This is a genomic window from Actinocatenispora comari, assembly GCF_017312725.1.
Classification (GTDB): Bacteria; Actinomycetota; Actinomycetes; order Mycobacteriales; family Micromonosporaceae; genus Actinocatenispora; species Actinocatenispora comari.
The window spans coordinates 42,261-63,680 of sequence record NZ_BOPO01000096.1 but is presented as its reverse complement, the minus strand read 5'-3'; the positions used below and the strand labels follow the sequence as shown (position 1 = coordinate 63,680).

The window sequence follows — 21,420 nt, the reverse complement described above, 5'->3', positions numbered from 1 at the left end:
TCACGCCTCCCGACTGGCTGCTGGTACGGCGGTGTGCTCGACCGGCGCCGCCTGGGTCGGCGTGGTGTCGAGGTAGGTGAGCAGTTCGGGCACGTACGAGAGGTCGACCCGCATCCGCTGCACTCGGGCGTCCACGTCGCGCATCACGAACTCGCGGTACGACAACCGCTGGTCCGATGCGGTGTCCCCGGTGGACAGGGTGCCGAGGATCGCCTCGTACCCGACGCCGCGGGGCACCCGGAGCAGTCGCAGCGCCTCGGCCGCGATCTCCGGGTCCTCGGCGATGCGGCCGACGAACACGGTGGACACCAGGTTCTGCACGTCGAGGCCGAGGATGTCCTTCGGGTTCTGGGAGGCGACCAGGCCGGCGATGTTCCACTTCCGGGAGTCGCGGGCGAGCCGGACCAGGAAGGAGCGGCCGGACCGCCAGCCCTCCATGAAGTGCGCCTCGTCCAGCCCGACCAGCTTGCGGGCGTTCATGTCGCCGGAGTAGCAGCGGCGGACGGCGAGCCGGTGCGCGGTGTGCAGCATCGGCAGGGCGAGCTGCTCCTCGGCCGACCAGTACTCGCGTTCGATCTTCAGGTCGGGCAGTCGCAGGCCGGCCATGGTGATGACGGTGAGCACGTCGCGGTGTTCCGGGTCGGTGAGCGATTCCGGTGGCTTGCCGAAGAACAGCCGGGCCAGCGGCATCTCGGCCGCGTCCATCAGCAGGTTGGCCAGCTCCACGCCGTCGTCGTCGGCACCGCGCAGCGCCTTGACCACGTCGTCCAGTGTGGACGTTTCCTCGGCCGGTACCTGCCGGGCCGCGTGCCGCAGCAGCGCCGCGGTGGACGCCTCCCGGGTGACCTGCGGCGGGATCAGCATCGAGCAGATGTCCTGGACCAGCATCCGGCGCTCGGCGCGGGCGTTGGACACGCCGATCTCGTACTCCCGGTCGCCGCCGGGGCCGGCCGGGAAGTGCGACCGCATCGGCGTCGGGATCAGCCCGTACGGGGCGAGGGTGCCCTCCTGCGAGCCGGTCAGGTTGAGCACCCGCGAGTACGGCTTGAGTTCGGGCATCTCGCAGATCCGGGCCAGCGGGCCGGACGGGTCGAGCAGCGTGGTCTGCACCCCGCGCCGGGCGGCCAGGTAGCCGAGGCCACCGACCAGGGTGGACTTGCCGCCGCCTGGCTCGGACACGAAGACCGCGAGGCCGGACCGTTCCCGTACCTCCATCGGGAAGTGCAGGTCGAGGAAGACCGGCCGGCGGGAGGTGCCGGCGGTGCGGCCGATCAGGTCGCCGCGCCGGTCGCCGACGTTGGACGCGCCCTGCGGCAGCGCCGCGGCGAACAGCTTCACCGGCATCCGCCGCACGTACCCGGTGTTCGCGATCGGCTCGCCGGGGATGAACTCGCGGGCCAGCCAGTCCTGGTTCTTCGGGTGCTGCAACGAGATCCGCATGTCCCGGGAGTACAGCTTGGTCAGCGCGCGGGCCCGCTCCAGGCACTCCTCCCGGGTACTGCCGCCGATCGCGATCCGGTGCCAGCCGTGCACCCGGCTGGCGTCCAGCGGCAGCCCGGTGGTCATGTCGTCGCCGACGACCAGTGCCCGGCGCGCCAACCGTTCCAGCTCCGGCGGTACGTCCATGCCGTGCTCGACGTAGTCGCTCTGCTGGGACCGGATCATCCGCAGCCGGTGTTCCAGGTTGCGGAAGGTGTCGCCGGGGCCGAGCACGTCCACGTGCGAGGAGATCTCCATCGGCCACGGCAGCCGCTCGTGGAAGTGCATCCACGGCTCGTGCCGTTCCGGGATCTCCAGCGGCTCCATCCGGCCGACGGTCAGCACGCAGGCGTGCCGTTCCTCGCCGGTGAGCCGGTTCACCAGCTTCACCGTCGACCCGTACGGGGTGCGGTACCGCTCGATCTGCTCGGTCAGCGCCAGCAGGTCGGACCGCTCCCACTCCGACTGGCGTACCGAGGAGAGCAGTTGCGGCGGGTCCATGCACAGCGCGACGCTGCGGTAGATCAGCCACTCCAGCTCGGTCGGCGTCACCCGCCGGCCGCGCATCCCGAACGCGCCGAGCACCTCGTCGAACTGGCCGACCATCCGCGCCACGCGCTTGCGCTCGGCGGTGCCGGTACCCTTGCCGCGCAACGCACCCAGCCGCTCGGCGAGGTTGTCCTTGAAGGTACGGCGGGCGAACGTGATGCCCAGGTAGGTCTGGCCCTCGGCGTGGTTGACCTGCAACAGGTGCCGCTGGGCGTTGACCAGGTGGTCCGACCAGGTCGGTGCGCCCGGCGGTGTCGGCAGCGGGTGCGGCGTGTTCGCGTTGATCGTCTGTGCCCACGCGTCGGCCGGGAACGGCTTCGTGGTGCGCCGCAGGTGCAACCGGAACCCGGCGAGCCCCGCGTACTGCTCGGCGATCGCGACGATCATCGCCTCGCGCTCGGTGTCCGGCCGGAACGCCCACCGCATCTCGGGCAGCCAGTACCAGGCGGTGACGCTGGTCGGGCTGAACGTCAGGTGCCCGGCGATCTCGGTGATCGCCAGCTCCACCGGCGCCGGCCGGTCCTTGTGCTTCGGGGTGCGGTTGCGGGCGACCGGCCCGGCCGCCCTGGCCTGCTTCTGCGGTACCGGCTTACGCTGCTTCGCCGGCTTGCCGGGCTTGCCCGGTGCGGCGGGCCGCGTCGCCGGTCGTCCCGGCGCGGCGGGTGGCGCCCCGACCGACGGTGCCGCGGTACTCGCCGACTGCGCCGTCGCCGGTCGAGGCGGCGGGCCGGCCGGTGAGGTCGGGTGGGTCGGGGGCGGTGTCGGCCGTGCCGCGGGTGGCGGTGTCGCCGGCGCGGGCGGCGCCGATCGCGGTGGCACGGTCGGGTACTGCCCGCTGGGCGGGTCGGCGGCCGGGGCGACGGTCGGGAACTGGCCACTGCGCTGCTCGGTGGCCGGTGGAACCGTCGGGTACTGCCCGCTGGGCTGGTCGGCTGCCGGTGCCACGGTCGGGAACTGGCCGCTGCGTTGGTCGGTGGCCGGGGCGACGGTGGGGTACTGGCCGCTGGGCTGGTCGGTGCGGGGCGGTGCGGTCGGGTACTGGCCCTGCCGCGAGCCGACGGTGGGGTACTGGCCGCTCGGCTGTCCGGTGGGTGCCGGGACCGTCGGGTACTGCCCGCTCGGCTGGCTGGGGCGCGGCGGCACCGCGCCGGGCTGCCGGCCGCGCTGGTCGGTGGGCGGCGGGACGGTGGGGTACTGGCCGCTGTGCTGCGCGGTGGGCGGTGGGACCGTCGGGTACTGGCCGCTGTGGTGCGCGGTGGGTGGCGGGACCGTCGGGTACTGGCCGCTGTGGTGCGCGGTGGGTGGCGGGACGGTGGGGTACTGGCCGCTGGGCGGGTCGGCGGGTGCGGGGCGGGAGGTCGGTGGGGCCGCTTGGCCACCCGGACCGGCGGGGGCCGGTCGCGTACCCGGGGTCGCCGGGCTGGGGGGTGTCGGAGCGGCGCCGGGTGCGCGGAAGACCGCGAGCGGTGCTGGTCCCGTCGTGGCGCCGCCGGCGGGACCGCCGGTACTGCCGGGCGGTCGCTCCGGGCGTTCCTGGTCCGGTCGGGCCGGCGTGGACTCGTCCGGTGCGGTCGACTCGGCGGACTGGCGGGCGCGGTCGGCCCGGGACGGGGTGGTGGTCATGTCAACTCCTGGCGGACGCGGACCCGGCTGGCGACGAGCGACGGCTCAGGCCGTTCGGTGTGCGGTTCGCGGGTGCGGCGCCAGTCGGTGAGCGCGGTGCGCAGCACCTGCCGGGCCGGGCGGTCCGGATCCACGTACCGAAAGACCAGGGAGGTGGCGACCATCGACAGCGCGATCTCCCACGCCGGGAACAGGTCGACGGTCAGAGTGAAGGCGTAGTGGATGAGCATGAACACCGGGACGAGCAGGGCGAACAGCCCGTATTGCGCGTACGGCAGCTGGAACGGCAGGGTGTAGCCGGGCGGGCCGAGGTAGAGCAGGCGTGCCCGGTAGATGTCGTCGTCGGTCCGCAGCCGCATCGGAGCCTCACTTGAAGATGAGGTCGACGAGGTAGCCGCCGAGGAACAGCAGGGTGACGGCGCCGCCGATGAACACCAGCCCGACGATCGCGATCACGGAGCTGGTGAGTACCCGGGACACCTCGCCCTTGTTCGCCCGGCCGATGAAGATCAGGCCGAGCACGGCGAGCAGGATCGGTGCGATCTTGGTGGCGAGGAACCCGATGATGCCGTTGGTGTCGATGTTCTTCGGCGCGGCCAGGCCGCCGGAGAGGGCGCCGCCGGCGAGGTGGAGCACGTGGGCGTCGGGGGCGGACAGCGGCAGGGCGCCGAGCGCGGCACTGAGCGGGAACGTGCCCAGCCCGGCGCTGATGAGGTCGCTAATCATCGACCCGTCCCCCGTCGCTCTCCGTGTTCGTCACGAGTCTCATTGCTTCCAGCTTCCTCGATATCCCCACTTAGTGGTACTAGGTGATCACGGTGTGTCTCGTAGTAACGCGTAAAGTGTCCCTGACTGTACATTGCACTCAACTATGCGACAAGGCAAGTTGCATGTAACATTAGTGCGCTCGTGGCGCGGCGGTGAGGTCGAGGGAGGCGCGGCATGGTCCGGACGCTCGCGACCGGTGCGTTGCTCGTCGTCCTCGGTGTCGTGCTGACCGGCCTCGGTGTGCACCAGCTCGGCGTGGTGCGCGCGGCGCGCAAGTGGCCGTCCGCGCCGCGGCCGCGGATCGGGCGCGGCCTCGCCGGAGTGGAGCTCGCCGCCGGGCTGGTGGCCATCGCCGGCGGCGCGGTGGTGCTCGCCACGATGCTGCCGATCACCGGCTTCGCCGAGGTCGCAGCCTGCACCGGGGCAGCGGTGATCGTGCTGGTCCTGGGCATGATCATTGCAGCCAAGGTGGCCGATCGGGTCGAACTCAACGCACTCATCCGGTCGCCTTCTCCCCTGTACCGCACGACGGCACCTCGACCGGGCGGGCCCCACCAGACTGCCACCATTCCGCCGGCGAAAACCAGTCCCCCCATGCATGAATCGGACAGGCCCGATCCGGCCGTTCCGGCGGACGTGCAACCGGGCTGGGTGTTGACCGATCCGGCGGGCGGCTGGTACCTCTGCGTGATCACCGCCACAGGCCGCCGGCTCGTCCGGCTGCCCGACTTCCGGCTCGAACCGGCCGGTGCGAGCGGCCAGCTGTCGGTCGCCGGCACGGTCGAGCTGTCGGTGTGGCCCCTCGACGCCGCCGACTCCGGGCCGCCGGCGACCACGGAGAGTCCGGCGGCGCCGGCGCGCTGACCGGCCGTACCGCCGGCGCACCGGCCGGCCGGGCGGTGCCGGGCCCGCCGGTACCACCGATCCGGACCTGCCCCGCGGAAGATCGCGGCACGGAAGGGAGCAAGCACAGCGTGGAGATCCCCGGTGCAGCACCCGACCCCAACCGGCTGCCGGCCGGACTGGGCATCGACCCGACCGAGCGGACGCCCCGCTCCTTCCACCTGTCCCGGCAAGTGCTCGAGCGCGCCCGCGCCGCCGCGTACTGGCTGAGCAGCACCGGCGGCGCCGGCCCCACCACGATCTCCGAACTGGTCGAGCGGGCCGTCCGGCAAGAGGTGGAGCGGCTCGAGGCCGAGCACAACGACGGGCAGCCGTTCCCTGCCGTCGTCGGCCGGATGCGCACCGGACCCGGCGCGGCCGGCGCGGAACGCATCAGGCGCGCCCAGCGGGCCCGCCGCCGCGCCGCCGGCGGCTCCGCCGGTACCGGCTGACCCCGACCGCCGCCGACCCGATCGCCGTCCCGCGGCCGGATGAACGCCGGCCGCCGTCACAGTGACCGGATGGATCCCGGTCGCCGTCCCGTGGCCCGATGGATCCCGGTCGCCGTCCCGCGACAGGGTGGACGCCGCCACTTTCCCGCAATCGGATCGGCGCCGCCGCCGTCCCGTGGCCGGTCCGGCGCCGGGCCGCTCGGTCCGGCACCGCGGGCATGAGGTTCCCCACCGGCTCGCTGGCCGCCCGGACCGGTAGCGTCGGTGCGGTGAGGGAGCACAGTGGGGGGAAGTTCGCGGTGCACCGAACGAGTGCCGCGCCGGTCGTGATGGGCGTGCTCAACGTGACGCCGGACTCGTTCTCCGACGGCGGCCGGTACTCCGACCTCGACGACGCGGTGACGCACGGGGTGCAGATGTGGCGCGACGGCGCCGATCTGGTCGACGTCGGCGGCGAGTCGACCCGCCCGGGCGCCGACCGGGTCGACGCCACCACCGAGCGGGCCCGGGTGGTACCGGTGATCCGCGAGCTGGCGGCCGCCGGGGTGCCGATGAGTATCGACACCACCCGCGCCGAGGTGGCCGCGGCGGCGCTGGCCGCGGGCGTGTCGGTGGTCAACGACGTGTCCGGCGGTCTCGCCGACCCCGAGATGGTACGGGTGGTCGCCGACGCCGGCTGCCCGTGGATCCTGATGCACTGGCGGGATCACTCGAAGCGGATGTACCGGCTGGCCAGCTACGACGACGTGGTCGTCGACGTGCGGGCCGAACTGGCCGAGCGGGTCGACGCCGCGGTCGCCGGCGGGGTGTCCGCCGATCGGATCGTGGTCGACCCGGGGCTCGGCTTCGCCAAGACGCCGGCGCACAACTGGCAGCTGCTGGCGCACCTCGACACGTTGCGGGGGCTGGGGTTCCCGGTGTTGGTCGGGGTCAGCCGCAAGTCGTTCCTGGGGTCGCTGCTCGCCGCGCCGGACGGTACCCCGCGGCCGGTCGACGACCGGGAGGCGGCGAGCCTCGCGGCGAACCTGTTCGCGGTCGACGCCGGCGCCTGGGGCATCCGGGTACACGAGGTGCGCTCCACGGTGGACGCGGTCCGGGCCTGGTGCGCGGCGCGGGCGGGAGCCGCACGGTGAGCGAGTGGATCACCGGTACTGCGCGGCTCGGTGTCTCGTCGCCGGTCGGGCGAAGGGGGAGCGGTGATGAGTGACCGGATCACGCTGACCGGGTTGCGGGTCCGCGGCCGGCACGGGGTGTACGACTTCGAGCGGGAGAACGGGCAGGACTTCGTCGTCGACGCCGAGCTGGAGCTGGACCTGTCCCGTCCGGCGCGTACCGACGAGGTGACCGACACCGTGCACTACGGTGAGCTGGCCGACCGGCTGGCGGAGATCATTGCCGGCGAGCCGGTGCGGCTGATCGAGAAGCTCGCCGATCGGCTGGCCGCCGCGTGTCTCGCGGACGAGCGGGTCGACCGGGTCCGGCTGACGGTGCACAAACCGCAGGCGCCGATCGCGCACGGCTTCACCGACGTGTCGGTCACGCTGGACCGCGACCGCGACCGCGACCGCGACCGCGACCAGGACCGCGACCAGGACCGCGACCGCGACCGGGACCGCGACCGCGACCGGGACCGCGACCGCGACCGGGACCGCGACCGGTTCACGCCGGACGCCGCCGCCGACGATGCCCGCGGGGACGGGAGCGCCGACGCGGCCGGGACGGGCGGCGAGCACGACCGGAGCCGGGGGAGCCGATGAGCCAGTCGCCGCAGCCGCGGGTGCGGCCGACCAGCGTGCCGACCCTGGTGGTGACCGCGCTGCTCGCCGGGGTGGCCGGCTGGCTGCTGTTCGCGCGGTTCTACGGGTCGTTGCCGCCGCTGCCGTTGCTGCCGGCGCTCACGCTCGCGGTCCTGGCGATCGTCGAGGGCCTCGCGGCGCTGAGCACCGGTCGGCGGATCGCGCACAAGCCCGGTACCGAGCCGGTCAACGCGCTGACCGTGGCGCGCTACGTGCTGATCGCGAAGGCGTCGTCGGCCGCCGGCGCGCTGTTCGCCGGGCTGTACGGCGGGGGCCTGCTGTGGGTGGTGCAGAACCGGGGCCAGCTCGCGTCGGCCGCCGCCGACGTGCTGCCCGCCGCGTCCGGTGCGGTGGCGTCGCTGGCGCTGGCCGCCGCCGCGTTGTGGCTGGAGCACTCGTGCCGGATCCCACCCGACCCGGACGACGAGAAGAACGCCGAGCGGTGATGCGTCCCTAGGCGGGGCTTTCCTCGGTACCGAGGGTGCATGCGCCGTGCCGGCGTGCGACCGTGGAACCGGTAGGCGACGATGAGCGCACGCGCGTCGCCGACCGGTGGGTGCGCACCGAGGGGGCCAACATGTCCGAGGACGATTCGACGGTCCGGCTGCCCGGTCGCCGGCCCGAGTCGAGCCGCTATCCCGACGACCTGCCGGACCAGGGTTTCGGCTACGGCGGCGACTACCCGTCCGACGACCCGACGTTCGACCCGGGCTACGCGACGCCGGAGAGCGACCGGACGTTGACCCTGCCCGGCCAGACCCCGCCGGGCGCGCTGCTCACCCCGCCGCCCCCGCCGGCGAACGACCGGCTGCTGGTGCACGTGGTGTGGGAGTTGCTGCTGGTGGTGCTGGTCGCGGCGCTCGCGGTGTTCTGCTGGCGGGTCGAACCGGCCATGTTCCACAGCGTCGGCCTGCGGCTGATCGCGGTGCAGGCGGCCGCGCTCGGGCTGCTCGCGATGGCGGTGTCGGTGTCGCTGCGGGCCGGCGCGCCGAACCTCGCGGTCGGTGCGTTCGCCGCGGTCGCCGGTCTGCTGTTCGCCCGGGCGTACGAGCACAACCTGCCGGTGGCGCTGATCCCCGGCCTCGGCGTGGCGCTGGTGGCCGGGCTGGCGCTCGGGGTGGTGGTGGCGCTGCTGCACGTACCGGGGTGGGCGGCCTCGCTCGTCGCGCTGTGCGGCGGTCTGGTGGCAACGACGCTGATCGGCCACGGCAGCATGGTCACGGTGGCGGACGGCGCGCCCGACCCGCGTCGCTGGGCGTACGTGTGGTTCATCGCGGTGGCCGCGACCTCGGTGCTGGCGGGGGTGTTCGGGCTGGTCCGGCCGTTGCGTCGGGCGATCGGTGCGTTCCGGCCGGTGGCCGACCCGGCGGAGCGGCGCGGCATCGGCGCGGCACTGATGGTGGTACTCGCGCTGACCGTGTCCGGCGGCCTGGCCGGACTGTCCGGGGTGCTGTCCGCGGTGCAGTTGCGCACCGCCGGCGGTCCCGGTGGGATGCTGCCGCAGCTGCTGCTGGCGCTCGGCGCGGTCCTGGTCGGCGGTGTCTCCGCGTACGGGCGGCGCGGCGGCGTGTTCGGCACCATGCTCGGCGTGCTGGCGCTGGTGCTCGCGGTCCAGTTCGGCACCATGCGCGGCTGGTCCGGGCCGGCCACCACGTTCGGTGTCGCGGGTGGCGCGATCGTGCTCGGGCTGGTGGTGACGCGGCTGGTGGAGTGGGGCGGCCGGCGCCGCGAGAACGCCCGTATGCTCGGCGTATGACTGAGGGTACGTCGAGCAACGACCTCGACGCGCTGGACGCGTTGTCCACCGAGGAGCTGCGCGAGCGGGCCTTCGCGCTGGCGCGCCACCGGCACGACCGGCACTTCTTCGTCGACCTGGTCCGGCACCTGCCGCACGCCCAGGAGAGCAACGTGCTGGACGACTCCAGCGGCTCGATCGGCGAGGTCGTCGACGAGCTGGTCGGGGTGTGGCGCGAGTTCACCGGCCACGAGTCGTACGGGGACGCCGAGCCGCTGATGCGCGCCCGCTTCATCGACTACCTGACCAAGCACTCCTGACTGCCCGCCGCCGGCCCGGCCCGGCAGCCGGGTCGAGGCGGACGGTGTGGGTCAGGCCGGGCGGCCCGGTTGGGTGTCGTGCATCGCCTGGTAGATGTCGTCGGGGGTGAGCACGCCGGCGAGCCGGTCACCGTCGTCCACCAGCACCCAGCCGGTACCCCCCTCCAGCAGCGCGGCGAGCGCCTCCCGCAGCGTCGCCGACAGCGGTACCCGGGGCGGCGCGGTGGCGGTCGCGAACGTGGGCACCTGATCGGTCGGGCGCAGCGCCGCCGGCGGGATCGGGGTGACGCCGAGCCGCTTGATGCCGCGGTCGGCGCCGACGAACTCGGCCACGAACGACGACGCCGGCCGGCCCAGGATCTCCGCCGGCGGCGCGTACTGTTCCAGCTTGCCGCCGGCGGACAGCACCGCGATGCGGTCGCCGAGCCGGACCGCCTCGTCCACGTCGTGGGTGACGAACACCGTCGTCTTGCGCACCTCCGCCTGCAGCCGCAGGAACTCCTCCTGCAGCCGGCCGCGGGCGATCGGGTCGACGGCGCTGAACGGCTCGTCCATCAGCAGCACCACCGGGTCGGCGGCGAGCGCGCGGGCCACCCCGACCCGCTGCCGCTGCCCGCCGGACAGCTCGTCGGGGTACCGCTTGCCGTACTCGGTCGGGTCGAGGCCGACGAGGTCGAGCAGCTCCTCGACCCGGGCCGCGGTGTCCGCCTTGGACCAGCCGAGCAACCGCGGCACGGTCGCCACGTTCTGCCGCACCGTCTGGTGCGGGAACAGCCCGACGTCCTGGATCGCGTACCCGATGCGACGGCGCAGCGCGACCGGGTCGGCGGCGGTGATGTCGTCGTCGTCCAGGAAGATCTGCCCGCCGGTCGGCTCGACCAGCCGGTTGATCATCCGCAGGATCGTCGACTTGCCGCAGCCGGACGGGCCGACCAGCGTGACGAGTTCCCCCGCCGGTACGGCCAGGCTCAGCTCGGCCACCGCGACCGTGCCGTTCGGGTACGCCTTGGTCAACCGGTCCAGCCTGATTTCGGCGGCGCGCGACGAATCGCCGCGGTTGGGGCGCTCGGCGGCGTGCTCCGCCCGGGTAGCGTCCACTTGTGTCCTCTCTTCAGCAGGTCCCGTTGGCGGCGGTCACCGACGCCGCGGGCAACCCGTGGTTTTCCTGGGACTACGTGCAATCCAACGCCTCGGCGCTGCTCGCCGCGCTGATCCAGCACGTCGAGCTGACCGCCGCGTCGGTGCTGATCGCGGCGGTGCTCGCGATCCCCCTCGGTATCCTCGCGTACCGCGTCAGCTGGCTCACCGGTCCGATCCTCGCACTTTCCAGCGTGCTGTACACGATTCCGTCGCTCGGCCTGTTCGCCGTGCTGGCGCCGTTCCTCGGCCTGTACGCCAGTACGGTCGTCATCGGTCTGGTGCTGTACGCGCTGCTGGTCATCGTGCGCAACACGCTGACCGGGCTCAGCCAGGTACCGGTGGAGATCCGGGACGCGGCCCGCGGCATGGGTTACGGCAAGCTGGGTCTGCTCACCCGGATCGAGCTGCCGCTGTCGTTGCCGAGCATCATGACCGGCCTGCGCATCGCGACCGTGTCGACCGTCGCGATGGTGACCGTCGGCTCGGTGGTCGGCGGGTACGGCGGGTTCGGGGAGCTGATCCTGGAGGGCTTCCGGAACAACTTCTACAAGGCGCAGATCATGACCGCGACGATCGCCACGGTCCTGCTGGCCCTGGTCTTCGACCTGGTACTGGCACTGCTCGGCCGCCTCGCCACCCCCTGGTCGAGGAGGCGGTCAGCATGAGCGAGCGGCAGCGAGCGAATCGTGGGCATCGTGCGGCTTGGTGCCTCATGAGGGTTCCGACGAAGGAGGAACGCTCATGAGCAGCATCGTGTCGCAGGCTTGGGTGTGGTTGAACGACCCGCTGAACTGGACGAACTCCGACGGGATCCTGGCGCTGACCTGGCAGCACCTGTGGATCTCCGCGGTGTCGGTGGCGATCGGCTGCGCGATCGCCTGGCCGATCGGCATCTGGCTGGGCCATCACGGCCGCGGTGGCGGGCTGGTCGTGGGCGTGTCGAACCTGACCCGCGCGGTACCGACGCTGGCGTTGTTGTCCATCTTTCCGTTGACGATCCTCGGGTTCGGGCCGTGGTCGGCGGTGGCGGCGCTGGCGGTGTTCGCGATCCCGCCGCTGCTGGCGAACGCGGTGCTCGGGCTGCGTGAGGTCGACCCGAGCGCCCGGGACGCGGCGTACGGGATGGGGTTGTCCGGCTGGCAGGTGCTGTTCCGGGTGGAGCTGCCGCTGTCGGTGCCGTACCTGGCGAGCGGGTTCCGCACCGCCGCGGTCCAGGTGGTGGCGACCGCGACGCTGGCCGCCCTGGTCGGCGGCCCGGGGCTCGGCGCGATCATCAACGAGGGGTTCGGCCTGGGCATCGCGTCGGGTGGTGGCCAGGTGCTCGCGGGCGGCCTGCTCGTGGTGGTGCTGTGCCTGCTCGTCGAGGGGGTCCTCGTGCTGGTCGAGCGGGCGGTAACGCCCCGCCCGCTGCGCCACCCCACCCGCCGTGTCCGTCGCCGCGTCGCCAAACCGGCCCCCGCTCGCTGACCCTGCCCGTTCCGTGACGGCGTCGATCGGAGCGTGGCTGCTCCGGAAAGCGCTCTCCATCCCGTTCGCACCATGATCGACGCGGGCTGCGGTGGCATGGGGACTCCGGTGGGTAACGATGATGACAACTGTTGCCATTCGAGTTGCGGCACCCGCACCGGCGAGGTTGGGTAGTCCCTGCGCGCGGAAGGCACCGTGTTCCCGGCCGGCGAGGTCCGGGTAGGGGCGCGCCGACCGCTCGTCGGACACGCGGCCGGCCAGGGGGGCCGAGCCGGGACACGGAAGGCGGGCAGTAATGGCAACGCGGCTTTCGCGGTCGCGACTCGCTGCGGGGGGAGCGCGCCGTCGCGGCGTGACCCCGCGCCGGGTGGCGGTCGGGATTCTTGCCGGACTCTCGGTGGCGGCGTTGGCCGCCGGGTGCGGCCAGGCCGGTTCGTCCGGCACCAAGAAGGACACCAACGTCAAGGGTGCTGGCTGCGCCCCGGTGGCAGGCAGCCAACTCGTCGTGCTCAAGGACGACAAGCACCTGCAGAACTCCGACAACATCGTTCCGGCGGTGAACGCGAAGGTCGCGTCGCCGGCGCTGATCGCCGACCTGAACAAGGTCTCGGCGGCGCTGGACACGCCGAAGCTGATCCAGTTGAACAAGCAGGCCGACGTCGACCGGGTGCCGCCGCAGAAGGTGGCCGCGACGTTCGCCAAGAGCGCCAAGCTGACCGACGGGGTGCAGAAGGGCTCCGGCTCGGTCACCATCGGCGCGGCGAACTTCTCCGAGAGCAAGACGCTCGCCTACCTGTACAAGACGGTGCTGGACGCCGGCGGCTTCAGCACGTCGGTGCGCACCATCGGCAACCGCGAGCTGTACGAGCCGGCGCTGCAGAAGGGTGAGATCCAGGTCGTGCCGGAGTACGCGGCGACCCTGACCGAGTTCCTGAACCAGAAGGCGAACGGCAAGAACGCCAAGCCGATGGCGTCGCCGGACATCGACACCACGATGAAGGCGCTGACCTCGCTGGGCGACAAGGACGGGCTCAAGTTCGGCGAGCCGTCCGCGGCGGCCGACGAGAACGCGTTCGGGGTGACCAAGGAGTTCGCGGAGAAGAACAAGGTCTCCACGCTGTCCGAGTTCGCCGCCAAGTGCAGCGGCAAGGCGACGATCCTGGGCGGGCCGCCGGAGTGCCCGGACCGGGCGTTCTGCCAGCAGGGCCTGGAGAGCAAGTACGGGATGAAGTTCGGCAAGTTCGTCCAGCTCGACGCGGGCGGCTCGCAGTCGAAGAACGGGCTGAAGACCGGCAAGGTGTCGATCAGCCTGCTGCTCAGCTCGGACGCCGCCCTCGCCGGCAGCTGACCGGGCTCCGCAGCTGACCGGGGCTCCGGCAGCTGACGGACAGTGATCGATCGGGCCGGTGGAGTCGACCGACTCCACCGGCCCGATCGCGTTCGGGCGTCCCCTTTCCGGGGTAATTCTCGTCGCAGTCGTGACGGTTGGTTCGGATGAAGTCACCGTTCGCCGACGATCGGGCCGGGTGGCCGGCCAGTTGTCGATCGTTTTACCGATTGCGCGATGGCCCGGCCTTTCTTCGACCGTGTCGCACTCGGTAGCCTCGGCTCCCATGACAGCCCGTACCGCAGCGTCCGCCCAGGGACGTCGACCCCACCGCGGTCGGTTGCCCACCGTGCTGTTCTGGGTCGGCGCGATGCTCGCGCCGCTCGCCGGGATCGCGCTCTGGTTCGCCCGGGACGGCGGTGCACTGCGCGGCACCGCGGTGCTCGCGATCGTCGGTACGGTGCTGATCGGCCTGTCGGTGGTGCTGCGCCGGGACGCCGACGGGGTCCGGATCGAGCTGCAAGAGAACCTGGCCGCCGAGATCGAAGCGGTACGCGGCGACCTCGGCTCCGCGATGACCACCGCGTTGCAGCGCACCAAGCACGGCACGCACGCCGAACTCGCCGCGCTGCAGGAGCAGCTCGACACGCTGACCGCGCGGCTCGGTGGCGAACCGGCCCGCGAGCCGGTCGGCGCGAGCGCGGCCCAGGCATCCGCCGGCACCCGCCGCCCGGGGATGCCGCCCCGCCGCCGTGACCCGGTCGCCGACAGCATGCAACCCGGCACGATCGACCCGGTCCGGGACAGCCTGCGGCCCGGCGCCGTCGACCCGGTCCGGGACAGCCTGCGGCCCGGCGCCGTCGACCCGGTCCGGGACAGCCTGCGGCCCGGTGCCGTCGATCCGGTGCGGGACAGCCTGCGGCCCGGTGCGGTCGATCCGGTGCGGGACAGCCTGCGGCCGGGGGCGATGCAGCCGGTACGGGATGGCGCGCGTCCCGCCGCCGCGGGCCCGGCGCGAGACGCCGCGCGCGGACGTGGCAGCCTGCCGCCGGCGCCCGATCCGCTGCGGGACAGCGGGGTACAGCGGTTCGAGCCGTTGCGGGTGGAGCGCCGCAAGGCGCAACCCGAGACCACGGCGCCGCCGGCCCCGGCCGTACGACGTCGGCCGCCACGCGCCGTCGACCCGCTGCGGGACAGCGTGGCCCGCCTCGACCCGTGGGCCGAACTGCGCGGCGAGGACCCGCCTGCGCCGCCGGCGCCGGTGTCGCCCCGGGCGGCGCGCCGGGCCCGGCACCGCGCCGAGGACTGACCGGCGACCTCGCGCGTCGCGGAGCCACTCACCGTTCTCGCGTCCCGGCGCCACTCACCGTTCTCGCGCGCTACTTGTCGAGGTCGCGCGGTCCGGCGCTACTTGTCGATGTCGCCGACGACGAAGAACATCGAGCCGAGGATCGCGATCAGGTCCGGTACCAGGCAGCCCGGCAGCAACGTGCACAGTGCCTGGATGTTGGCGTACGAGGCGGTGCGCAGCTTGAGCCGCCACGGCGTCTTCTCCCCGCGCGACACCAGGTAGTACCCGTTGATGCCGAGCGGGTTCTCGGTCCACGCGTACGTGTGCCCCTCCGGTGCCTTGACCACCTTCGGCAGCCGCACGTTCACCGGCCCGGTGGTCCGGTCCACTTCGGACAGGCAGGCGTCGGCCAGCTCCAGCGACACGTGCACCTGCTCCAGCAGGCACTCGAACCGGGCGTGGCAGTCGCCCGCGGTGCGGGTGACGACCGGCACGTCGAGCCGGTCGTACGCGAGGTAGGGCTCGTCCCGGCGCAGGTCGAGGTCGAGCCCGGAGGCGCGGGCCACCGGCCCGGACACCCCGTACGCCGCGGCCGCCTCGGCGGTCAGCACGCCGACCCCGACGGTACGAGCGAGGAAGATCTCGTTGCGCATGATGATGTCGTCGAGATCCGGCAGCCGGCGCCGGACGGCGGCGATCGCGTCCCGGCAGCGCCGGGTCCAGCCCGCCGGTACCTCCTCCTTCAGCCCGCCGACCCGGTTGAACATGAAGTGCATCCGGCCGCCGGCGACCTCCTCCATCACGGCCTGCAGCGTCTCCCGCTCCCGGAACGCGTAGAACATCGGCGTGATCGCGCCGATCTCCAGCGGGTACGAACCGAGGAACATCAGGTGGTTGAGCACCCGGTTCAGCTCGGCGAGCAGGGTGCGCAGCCACACCGCCCGGTCCGGTACCGCGAGTCCCATCAGCCGCTCGACGGCGAGCACCACGCCCAGCTCGTTGCTGAACGCGGACAGCCAGTCGTGCCGGTTCGCCAGCATGATGATCTGCCGGTAGTCGCGCACCTCGAACAGCTTCTCCGCGCCCCGGTGCATGTACCCGATGATCGGCTCGGCGGCCTTGACGCGTTCCCCGTCGAGCGTCAGCCGCAGCCGCAGCACGCCGTGCGTGGACGGGTGCTGCGGGCCGATGTTGAGCACCATGTCGGCGGTGGCGAGGTCCGGATCGGCCAGCTGCTCGGCGCCGGACCCCAGGCCGACGACCAGCTCCCGGGACGTGTCCATCCCTGCATCCTCCCACCGGTACCGGTGCCGGCCGGTCACCCGCCGTACCGCGGTGTCCGGTTCGGCCGCCGCGCGCGGGCGGGTGGTCGCGTACCGTCACCGCTGCGCCGCGCGAGCCGACGATTTGACGGTGGTCCGGGAGCTGCATGAAAGATCGACGGAATCGGACAGGGAAGCCCTTCGAAACATGTTGACGTTCTGTGATGGGTCTCCCTGTCGAGCGAGCCGGCGACAGGGTTAAAGTCGGGGCCATGCTCCGATCGGTGATCCTCGCCGCGGCCCGCAGTGACCGGGTCGAGCGGCTTGTCGAGACCGCCCCGGTCAGCCGGGACGTGGTCCGTCGTTACGTCGCGGGCGCCGCGCTCGACGACGCCCTCCACACCTCGCGCGAGCTGGTCTCGTCCGGCCTCGCGGTCAGTCTCGACTACCTGGGCGAGGACACCACCAGCCCGGAGCAGGCGACGACCACGAAGCAGGCGTACCTCGACCTGCTCGGCGCGCTGTCCGCCGAGGGGCTGTGCCCGCCGGTGGAGGTCAGCATCAAGCTGTCCGCGCTGGGCCAGCTGTTCGACGAGAAGCTGGCCTACCAGCATGCCCGGGAGATCTGCCAGGCGGCGACCAACGCCGGCACCACGGTGACGGTGGACATGGAGGACCACACCACCACCGACTCCACCCTGGAGCTGCTGATGCAGCTGCGCAAGGACTTCCCGGACACCGGCGCGGTGCTCCAGGCGTACCTGCGGCGCACCGAGGCGGACTGCCGCGAGCTCGCCGGCGCGGGGTCCCGGGTCCGGCTGTGCAAGGGGGCGTACGACGAGCCCGAGTCGGTGGCGTTCCAGGCCAAGCTGGACGTCGACCGGTCGTACGTGCGGTGCCTGAACATCCTGATGGCGGGCGAGGGCAGGCCGATGGTCGCCACCCACGACCCGCGGATGGTGGCGATCGCGGAGGACCGGGCGAAGTGGTTCGACCGCTCGCCCGACTCGTTCGAGTTCCAGATGCTCTACGGCATCCGGCCGGACGAGCAGCGCCGGCTCATCGCCGACGGGTACACGATGCGTGTCTACCTGCCCTACGGAGTGCAGTGGTACGGGTATCTCATGCGACGTCTTGCCGAACGCCCGGCGAACCTGGCGTTCTTCCTTCGCTCGCTCGGCAGCCGCGGCTGACCGATCGGCGTGGCCCACGGGGCGTCCGGCGCGTGCCGGGCGCCCCGTTGCCGTCTCCACCCCGTACTGAGCTGGCGCTTTGTTATTGATCAAGCAGACCTGACCGCATCCGCCACCTCCCGCGGTCCGCTTCGTTAGGCCGGTGGAAGGTCGGCGAAACCTCGCATCCGAGAGGTAACGGCATAACAGTGCCGTTCGCCGGAGATGTCCCCCGTCGGGGTTCGAGGAATTCTGCGCTTCCGGTCTGGGCAGGATCGGTGAGTAGGTGCAAGATCGGCGGGGGGTTAGCTGCGCCGGTCTGGGTGGAGCCGGATCCCACTCCCCATCGGCGTGCCGAGGAGGTAAGGCGATGACCCTCAGACGACGCAGCCCGACCGCACGGCGGCGGCGGCTCGCCATGGAACTGCGCCGGCTGCGCGAGGAGGCCGGGCTGACCATCGACCAGGTCGCCGGCCGGATGGAGTGTTCCGCGTCCAAGATCTCCCGGACCGAGAACGCCCAGGTCTCGCCGACCGCCCGGGACGTCCGCTTCATGCTGCACATCTACGGGCTGGACGAGCAGAAGTGCGAGGAGCTCGTCCAGATCGCCCGGGAGGCGCGGCAGAAGGCCTGGTGGCATCCGTACAGCGACGTCGCGCTGGGCCCGTACATCGGGTTGGAGGCCGCCGCGGAGACCATCTTCACCTACGAGGCGCTGCTGATCCCCGGCCTGCTCCAGACCCGGGAGTACGCCCGCGCCGCGACCCGGGCGGCGCGACCCGATCTCACCCCCGAGGAGATCGAACGCAAGGTCGATCTGCGGCTCGCTCGGCAGAAGTTGCTCACTGAGGGTGACCCTCCGGAGCTCTGGCTGGTGCTCGACGAGGCGGTCCTGCACCGCTGGGTCGGCGGCCGCGAGGTGATGCGCGAGCAACTGCACCACCTGGCCGCCGTGGCCGAGCGCACCAACGTGACGATGCAGGTGGTGCCCTTCGATTCCGGCGAACATGCGGGGATGGACGGTGCCTTTGTCATCCTCGGTTTCCCGGATCCCGAGGATCCGGATGTCGTTTATCTCGACAATGCAACTGGTGGGCTCTATCTGGAAACCGACCAGGAGGTTCGTCGTTATAACCTGATGTTTGACCATCTACGCGCGGCGGCGCTCAAGCCGGACAATGCATTGGAGCGGGTCGTCGCGTTGACGAAGGAGTTGTGATGCACTACGAAGGCACCGCGTACCCTACCGAGCTGGCCTTCGCGGCATGGCGCAAGAGCACCCGCAGCGGGGGCGGGAACAACTGCGTCGAAGTCGCGTTCGTCCCGTCAGGTGTTGGTGTGCGCGATTCCAAGAATCGACTGGGTACGGCATTCGTTTTTGGCACGGCGGCCTGGGGTGAGTTCCTCGACGGAATTCGCGACGGCCGTTTCGACCTGAGCTGAAACATCTTCGCATCACGCCGAGAAAACCGGGTGGCGAGCCGTGCGCGGCGTCCGCCGCCCGGTTTTTCTCCGGGACCCCGACCGCGCCACACCGGTGCGGTACGGGTCCTCCCGGCCGAGGGGCGGCACTGCCGGGGCGCGGTCTCGGCGAGCCGCGCCGGCCTCGGTACGGTAGTCGCTCAGCGTGACGGTCGGCGGCGAGGTGATGTGACGCCCGTCGGTGCACCTCCGCCCGCTGCGGCGATCACCCGCTCACCCGGATAAGGTTTGGTGTTCACTACCTGCGCCAGGCCGCCGCATCGGCGGCCGGCGAAATCGCAAGCAAGGGGATGACGTATGGGCTCCGTCGTCAAGAAGCGGCGCAAGCGGATGGCGAAGAAGAAGCACCGCAAGCTGCTGCGCAAGACCCGCATCCAGCGGCGCCGTCAGGGCAAGTAGGCCCGGGTCGGCTGCCGCCGACCGCATCGCCGGTGCCGCGGGACGGGTCGTGACGACGTCGTCCAACGGCAGGATTCGCGTCAGCCACTGAAGGCGCCGTGCCATCGAGGTGCTGTCACCGATGGCGCGGGCCACTGATGGTGCTGGGGGCGCGCATGCACGCAGTCGCACCACGGGTCGTGCTCGTCACGGGCGTCAGCAGGTACTTCGCGGCCCAGGTCGCGGCTCGACTCGCCGCCGACCCCCGGATCGACCGGGTGGTCGGGGTGGACGAGACCGAGCCGACCGGGGTGGCCGCGAGCCTGCTGCCCGCGGTCGACTACCGCCGCGCCGACATCAGCAGCCCGGGCATCGCCCGGCTGGTGACCGACGCCGCGGTGGACACCGTGCTCCACCTCGCCGTGGTCGCCGGCCCGACCGGGGCCGGCGGCCGCGACGCGATGAAGGAACTCAACGTCATCGGTACGTTGCAGCTGCTCGCGGCGTGCCAGCACGCGCCGACGGTGCGCCGGCTGGTGGTCCGCTCCTCCACCGCCGCGTACGGCGCGTCGCCGCGCGACCCGGCGATCTTCACCGAGCAGACCGCGCTGCGCGCCATGCCGCGCGGCGGCTACGCCAAGGACGTCGTCGAGATCGAGGGGTACGTGCGCGGGTTCCGGCGCCGTCGCCCCGACACGGCGGTGACCGTGCTGCGCTTCGCGCCGTTCGTCGGTTCGCGCGCCGACACCACGCTCACCCGGTACTTCTCGCTGCCGGTGGTGCCCACCGTGCTCGGGCACGATCCGCGGATCCAGTTCGTGCACGCCGACGACGCGGTCGAGGTGACCTGCCGGGCCGCCCGCGAGGAGCACCCCGGCGACTTCAACGTGGCCGGGCCGGGCGTGCTGCTGCTGTCCCAGGCGGTCCGCCGGGCCGGCCGGGTGCCGTGGCCGATGCCGGACCCGGCGATGACCACCGTGGCGCAGCTGGCCCGCCGGTCCGGGCTGGTCGACTTCTCGCTCGACCAGCTCGACTTCCTGGTGCACGGTCGGGTGGTGGACGTGCGCCGGCTCATCGACGACTTCGGTTACTCGCCGCGCAGCACGCCGGAGGCGTTCGACGACTTCATCGCCGGGCACGGAATGGGCGCGCCGGTCGATGCCGGCGGCCTGGACGAGGCCGAGCGGTTGCTCCGGGCCGGTGGCCGGGCCGTACTGTCCGGGCTGCGCTCGATGCTGGCGGCGAAGGGAGACCGACCGTGACCGCCGACGAGCCCGCGGTGGGCGACGACGGTACCGCGGCGAAGGACCCGTCGGCGAACGCCGGCCGTGCCGACGGCGACCCGCGCGTGGGCGCTGGCCGTGCCGACGGTGACCCGCGCGTCGACGCCGGCCGTGCCGACGGTGACCCGCGCGCGGATGCGGCGGAGGCGTCCGGCGGCACCGCCGAGGCGGACGTGTGGGAGCGGCGGATCGCGGACGGGTTGGCGTTCCTGCGTCGCCGGGTCACCGGTGACTACCCGGTGGACGACTTCGGCTTCGATCCGGAGCTGACCGAGCAGCTGCTCGCCCGGGTGCTGCGGCCGCTGTACCGCTCGTGGTTCCGGGTGGAGGTGTCCGGGCTGGACCACGTGCCGGCCGACGGCGCGGCGCTGCTGGTCGGCAACCACTCCGGCACCATCGCGATGGACAGCCTGATGCTGCAGCTGGCGCTGCTGGACGACCATCCGGCGCACCGGCACCTGCGGCTGCTCGGTGCCGACTTCATCTTCCGTACCCCGATGCTCGGCGAGTTCGCCCGCAAATCCGGCGCGACGCTCGCGTGCAACCCGGACGCGGAGCGGCTGCTGTCCGATGGCGAGATCGTCGGCGTGTTCCCGGAGGGCTTCAAGGGCATCGGCAAGCGTTTCACCGACCGGTACAAGCTGCAGCGGTTCGGCCGCGGCGGCTTCGTGGCCGCCGCACTGCGCACGAAGGTACCGATCGTGCCGGTGTCGATCGTCGGGGCCGAGGAGATCTACCCGCTGATCGGTGACATCAAGCCGCTGGCCCGGCTGCTCGGCATCCCGTACTTCCCGGTCACGCCGTTCTTCCCGTGGCTGGGGCCGCTCGGCGCGGTGCCGCTGCCGAGCAAGTGGCTGATCGAGTGCGGCGAGCCGATCGACACGTCCGCACTGGACGCCGACCCGGACGACCCGGCCGCCGTGTTCGGCCTGGCCGACCAGGTACGGGAGACGATCCAGCAGACGCTGCACCGGCTGCTGCTGCGCCGCGGCAGCACCTTCTGACCCCGCCGGG

Annotated in this window: 21 protein-coding genes and 1 pseudogene; 17 read left to right on the top strand and 5 right to left on the bottom strand. The window is 72.3% G+C overall.

Annotation, left to right across the window (positions count from 1 at the left end; all coding sequences use genetic code 11):
• From NUM_RS24270 to NUM_RS24260, 3 genes are read right to left on the bottom strand one after another with little or no spacing between them, the layout of a single operon-like run.
• Entirely contained in the window at window positions 1-3,651 is a 3,651-nt protein-coding gene (locus NUM_RS24270) for an ATP-binding protein (protein ID WP_225918819.1), read from the bottom strand.
• The gene (locus NUM_RS24265) at window positions 3,648-4,010 is read right to left on the bottom strand and encodes a hypothetical protein (protein ID WP_030446944.1); all 363 of its coding nucleotides are present in this window, start codon (window positions 4,008-4,010) and stop codon (window positions 3,648-3,650) included. Before NUM_RS24265 ends, NUM_RS24270 begins: the two co-directional genes overlap by 4 nt.
• Window positions 4,011-4,017: 7 nt before the next feature.
• Window positions 4,018-4,377, bottom strand: a complete 360-nt coding sequence (locus NUM_RS24260) for a hypothetical protein (protein WP_308440588.1) — start codon at window positions 4,375-4,377, stop codon at window positions 4,018-4,020.
• 363 nt (window positions 4,378-4,740) lie between these two features.
• Between NUM_RS24260 and NUM_RS24255 the strand changes: the two genes are divergently transcribed.
• The 7 genes and pseudogenes from NUM_RS24255 to NUM_RS24225 all read left to right on the top strand — a co-directional run bounded on the left by NUM_RS24255 (window position 4,741) and on the right by NUM_RS24225 (window position 9,604).
• Window positions 4,741-5,283: a hypothetical protein gene (locus NUM_RS24255; RefSeq protein WP_207127230.1), complete on the top strand. Its 543-nt coding sequence runs from the start codon at window positions 4,741-4,743 to the stop codon at window positions 5,281-5,283.
• A 110-nt stretch (window positions 5,284-5,393) separates the two neighbouring features.
• Window positions 5,394-5,753: a ParB family protein gene (locus tag NUM_RS24250; protein WP_207127229.1), complete on the top strand. Its 360-nt coding sequence runs from the start codon at window positions 5,394-5,396 to the stop codon at window positions 5,751-5,753.
• Window positions 5,754-6,082: 329 nt separating this feature from the next.
• The gene (folP, locus tag NUM_RS24245) at window positions 6,083-6,886 is read left to right on the top strand and encodes a dihydropteroate synthase (protein WP_225918823.1); all 804 of its coding nucleotides are present in this window, start codon (window positions 6,083-6,085) and stop codon (window positions 6,884-6,886) included.
• A 66-nt stretch (window positions 6,887-6,952) separates the two neighbouring features.
• Window positions 6,953-7,303 (top strand): annotated as a pseudogene (folB, locus tag NUM_RS37350) (dihydroneopterin aldolase); the annotation flags it as partial.
• Window positions 7,304-7,506: 203 nt separating this feature from the next.
• Complete coding sequence (locus tag NUM_RS24235) at window positions 7,507-7,995, top strand: DUF3180 domain-containing protein (RefSeq protein WP_207127226.1); 489 nt, start codon at window positions 7,507-7,509, stop codon at window positions 7,993-7,995.
• Between the two features lie 131 nt (window positions 7,996-8,126).
• On the top strand, window positions 8,127-9,305 hold the full coding sequence (locus NUM_RS24230) for an ABC transporter permease (RefSeq protein WP_207127225.1): 1,179 nt from the start codon (window positions 8,127-8,129) through the stop codon (window positions 9,303-9,305).
• Entirely contained in the window at window positions 9,302-9,604 is a 303-nt protein-coding gene (locus NUM_RS24225; protein WP_207127224.1) for a hypothetical protein, read from the top strand. The genes NUM_RS24230 and NUM_RS24225 overlap by 4 nt, the downstream gene beginning before the upstream one ends.
• Before the next feature lie 51 nt (window positions 9,605-9,655).
• On the opposite strand, the gene NUM_RS24220 is transcribed toward NUM_RS24225, so the two are convergent.
• Window positions 9,656-10,702, bottom strand: a complete 1,047-nt coding sequence (locus NUM_RS24220; protein WP_207127223.1) for an ABC transporter ATP-binding protein — start codon at window positions 10,700-10,702, stop codon at window positions 9,656-9,658.
• 2 nt (window positions 10,703-10,704) lie between these two features.
• Here NUM_RS24220 and NUM_RS24215 point away from each other — a divergent pair, with 2 nt between their 5' ends.
• From NUM_RS24215 to NUM_RS24200, 4 genes are all read left to right on the top strand, one after another.
• On the top strand, window positions 10,705-11,409 hold the full coding sequence (locus NUM_RS24215) for an ABC transporter permease (RefSeq protein WP_225918818.1): 705 nt from the start codon (window positions 10,705-10,707) through the stop codon (window positions 11,407-11,409).
• 76 nt (window positions 11,410-11,485) lie between these two features.
• Complete coding sequence (locus NUM_RS24210) at window positions 11,486-12,211, top strand: ABC transporter permease (protein ID WP_207127222.1); 726 nt, start codon at window positions 11,486-11,488, stop codon at window positions 12,209-12,211.
• Window positions 12,212-12,506: 295 nt separating this feature from the next.
• Window positions 12,507-13,559: a glycine betaine ABC transporter substrate-binding protein gene (locus NUM_RS24205; RefSeq protein ID WP_207127221.1), complete on the top strand. Its 1,053-nt coding sequence runs from the start codon at window positions 12,507-12,509 to the stop codon at window positions 13,557-13,559.
• A gap of 265 nt (window positions 13,560-13,824) precedes the next feature.
• Window positions 13,825-14,847: a hypothetical protein gene (locus tag NUM_RS24200; RefSeq protein ID WP_207127220.1), complete on the top strand. Its 1,023-nt coding sequence runs from the start codon at window positions 13,825-13,827 to the stop codon at window positions 14,845-14,847.
• A gap of 98 nt (window positions 14,848-14,945) precedes the next feature.
• Here NUM_RS24200 and NUM_RS24195 read toward each other — a convergent pair whose 3' ends face one another.
• Window positions 14,946-16,112 (bottom strand): NADH-quinone oxidoreductase subunit D, encoded by a 1,167-nt coding sequence (locus tag NUM_RS24195; protein ID WP_207127219.1) that lies wholly within the window; start codon window positions 16,110-16,112, stop codon window positions 14,946-14,948.
• Between the two features lie 251 nt (window positions 16,113-16,363).
• Between NUM_RS24195 and NUM_RS24190 the strand changes: the two genes are divergently transcribed.
• The 6 genes from NUM_RS24190 to NUM_RS24165 all read left to right on the top strand — a co-directional run bounded on the left by NUM_RS24190 (window position 16,364) and on the right by NUM_RS24165 (window position 21,410).
• On the top strand, window positions 16,364-17,284 hold the full coding sequence (locus NUM_RS24190; protein ID WP_207127218.1) for a proline dehydrogenase family protein: 921 nt from the start codon (window positions 16,364-16,366) through the stop codon (window positions 17,282-17,284).
• 349 nt (window positions 17,285-17,633) lie between these two features.
• Complete coding sequence (locus NUM_RS24185) at window positions 17,634-18,482, top strand: helix-turn-helix domain-containing protein (RefSeq protein ID WP_207127217.1); 849 nt, start codon at window positions 17,634-17,636, stop codon at window positions 18,480-18,482.
• Window positions 18,482-18,706 carry a DUF397 domain-containing protein gene (locus NUM_RS24180; protein WP_207127216.1) on the top strand — a complete coding sequence of 75 codons (225 nt, stop codon included), beginning with the start codon at window positions 18,482-18,484 and terminating at the stop codon, window positions 18,704-18,706. Before NUM_RS24185 ends, NUM_RS24180 begins: the two co-directional genes overlap by 1 nt.
• Before the next feature lie 336 nt (window positions 18,707-19,042).
• On the top strand, window positions 19,043-19,144 hold the full coding sequence (locus tag NUM_RS24175) for a 30S ribosomal protein bS22 (RefSeq protein WP_084131757.1): 102 nt from the start codon (window positions 19,043-19,045) through the stop codon (window positions 19,142-19,144).
• A 155-nt stretch (window positions 19,145-19,299) separates the two neighbouring features.
• The gene (locus tag NUM_RS24170) at window positions 19,300-20,385 is read left to right on the top strand and encodes an NAD-dependent epimerase/dehydratase family protein (protein ID WP_207127215.1); all 1,086 of its coding nucleotides are present in this window, start codon (window positions 19,300-19,302) and stop codon (window positions 20,383-20,385) included.
• On the top strand, window positions 20,382-21,410 hold the full coding sequence (locus NUM_RS24165) for a lysophospholipid acyltransferase family protein (RefSeq protein WP_225918817.1): 1,029 nt from the start codon (window positions 20,382-20,384) through the stop codon (window positions 21,408-21,410). Before NUM_RS24170 ends, NUM_RS24165 begins: the two co-directional genes overlap by 4 nt.
• Window positions 21,411-21,420 lie beyond the last annotated feature (10 nt).

Excerpts from the sequence above, each read along its gene's own strand:
- NUM_RS24260 (WP_308440588.1), bottom strand. The coding sequence starts at position 4,377 with ATGATTAGCGACCTCATCAGCGCCGGGCTGGGCACGTTCCCGCTCAGT.
- NUM_RS24270 (WP_225918819.1), bottom strand. The coding sequence starts at position 3,651 with ATGACCACCACCCCGTCCCGGGCCGACCGCGCCCGCCAGTCCGCCGAG.
- NUM_RS24175 (WP_084131757.1), top strand. The coding sequence starts at position 19,043 with ATGGGCTCCGTCGTCAAGAAGCGGCGCAAGCGGATGGCGAAGAAGAAG.
- NUM_RS24265 (WP_030446944.1), bottom strand. The coding sequence starts at position 4,010 with ATGCGGCTGCGGACCGACGACGACATCTACCGGGCACGCCTGCTCTAC.
- NUM_RS24180 (WP_207127216.1), top strand. The coding sequence starts at position 18,482 with ATGCACTACGAAGGCACCGCGTACCCTACCGAGCTGGCCTTCGCGGCA.
- NUM_RS24210 (WP_207127222.1), top strand. The coding sequence starts at position 11,486 with ATGAGCAGCATCGTGTCGCAGGCTTGGGTGTGGTTGAACGACCCGCTG.
- NUM_RS24170 (WP_207127215.1), top strand. The coding sequence starts at position 19,300 with ATGCACGCAGTCGCACCACGGGTCGTGCTCGTCACGGGCGTCAGCAGG.
- NUM_RS24185 (WP_207127217.1), top strand. The coding sequence starts at position 17,634 with ATGACCCTCAGACGACGCAGCCCGACCGCACGGCGGCGGCGGCTCGCC.
- NUM_RS24205 (WP_207127221.1), top strand. The coding sequence starts at position 12,507 with ATGGCAACGCGGCTTTCGCGGTCGCGACTCGCTGCGGGGGGAGCGCGC.
- NUM_RS24235 (WP_207127226.1), top strand. The coding sequence starts at position 7,507 with ATGAGCCAGTCGCCGCAGCCGCGGGTGCGGCCGACCAGCGTGCCGACC.
- folP (WP_225918823.1), top strand. The coding sequence starts at position 6,083 with ATGGGCGTGCTCAACGTGACGCCGGACTCGTTCTCCGACGGCGGCCGG.
- NUM_RS24225 (WP_207127224.1), top strand. The coding sequence starts at position 9,302 with ATGACTGAGGGTACGTCGAGCAACGACCTCGACGCGCTGGACGCGTTG.
- NUM_RS24230 (WP_207127225.1), top strand. The coding sequence starts at position 8,127 with ATGTCCGAGGACGATTCGACGGTCCGGCTGCCCGGTCGCCGGCCCGAG.
- NUM_RS24200 (WP_207127220.1), top strand. The coding sequence starts at position 13,825 with ATGACAGCCCGTACCGCAGCGTCCGCCCAGGGACGTCGACCCCACCGC.
- NUM_RS24190 (WP_207127218.1), top strand. The coding sequence starts at position 16,364 with ATGCTCCGATCGGTGATCCTCGCCGCGGCCCGCAGTGACCGGGTCGAG.
- NUM_RS24195 (WP_207127219.1), bottom strand. The coding sequence starts at position 16,112 with ATGGACACGTCCCGGGAGCTGGTCGTCGGCCTGGGGTCCGGCGCCGAG.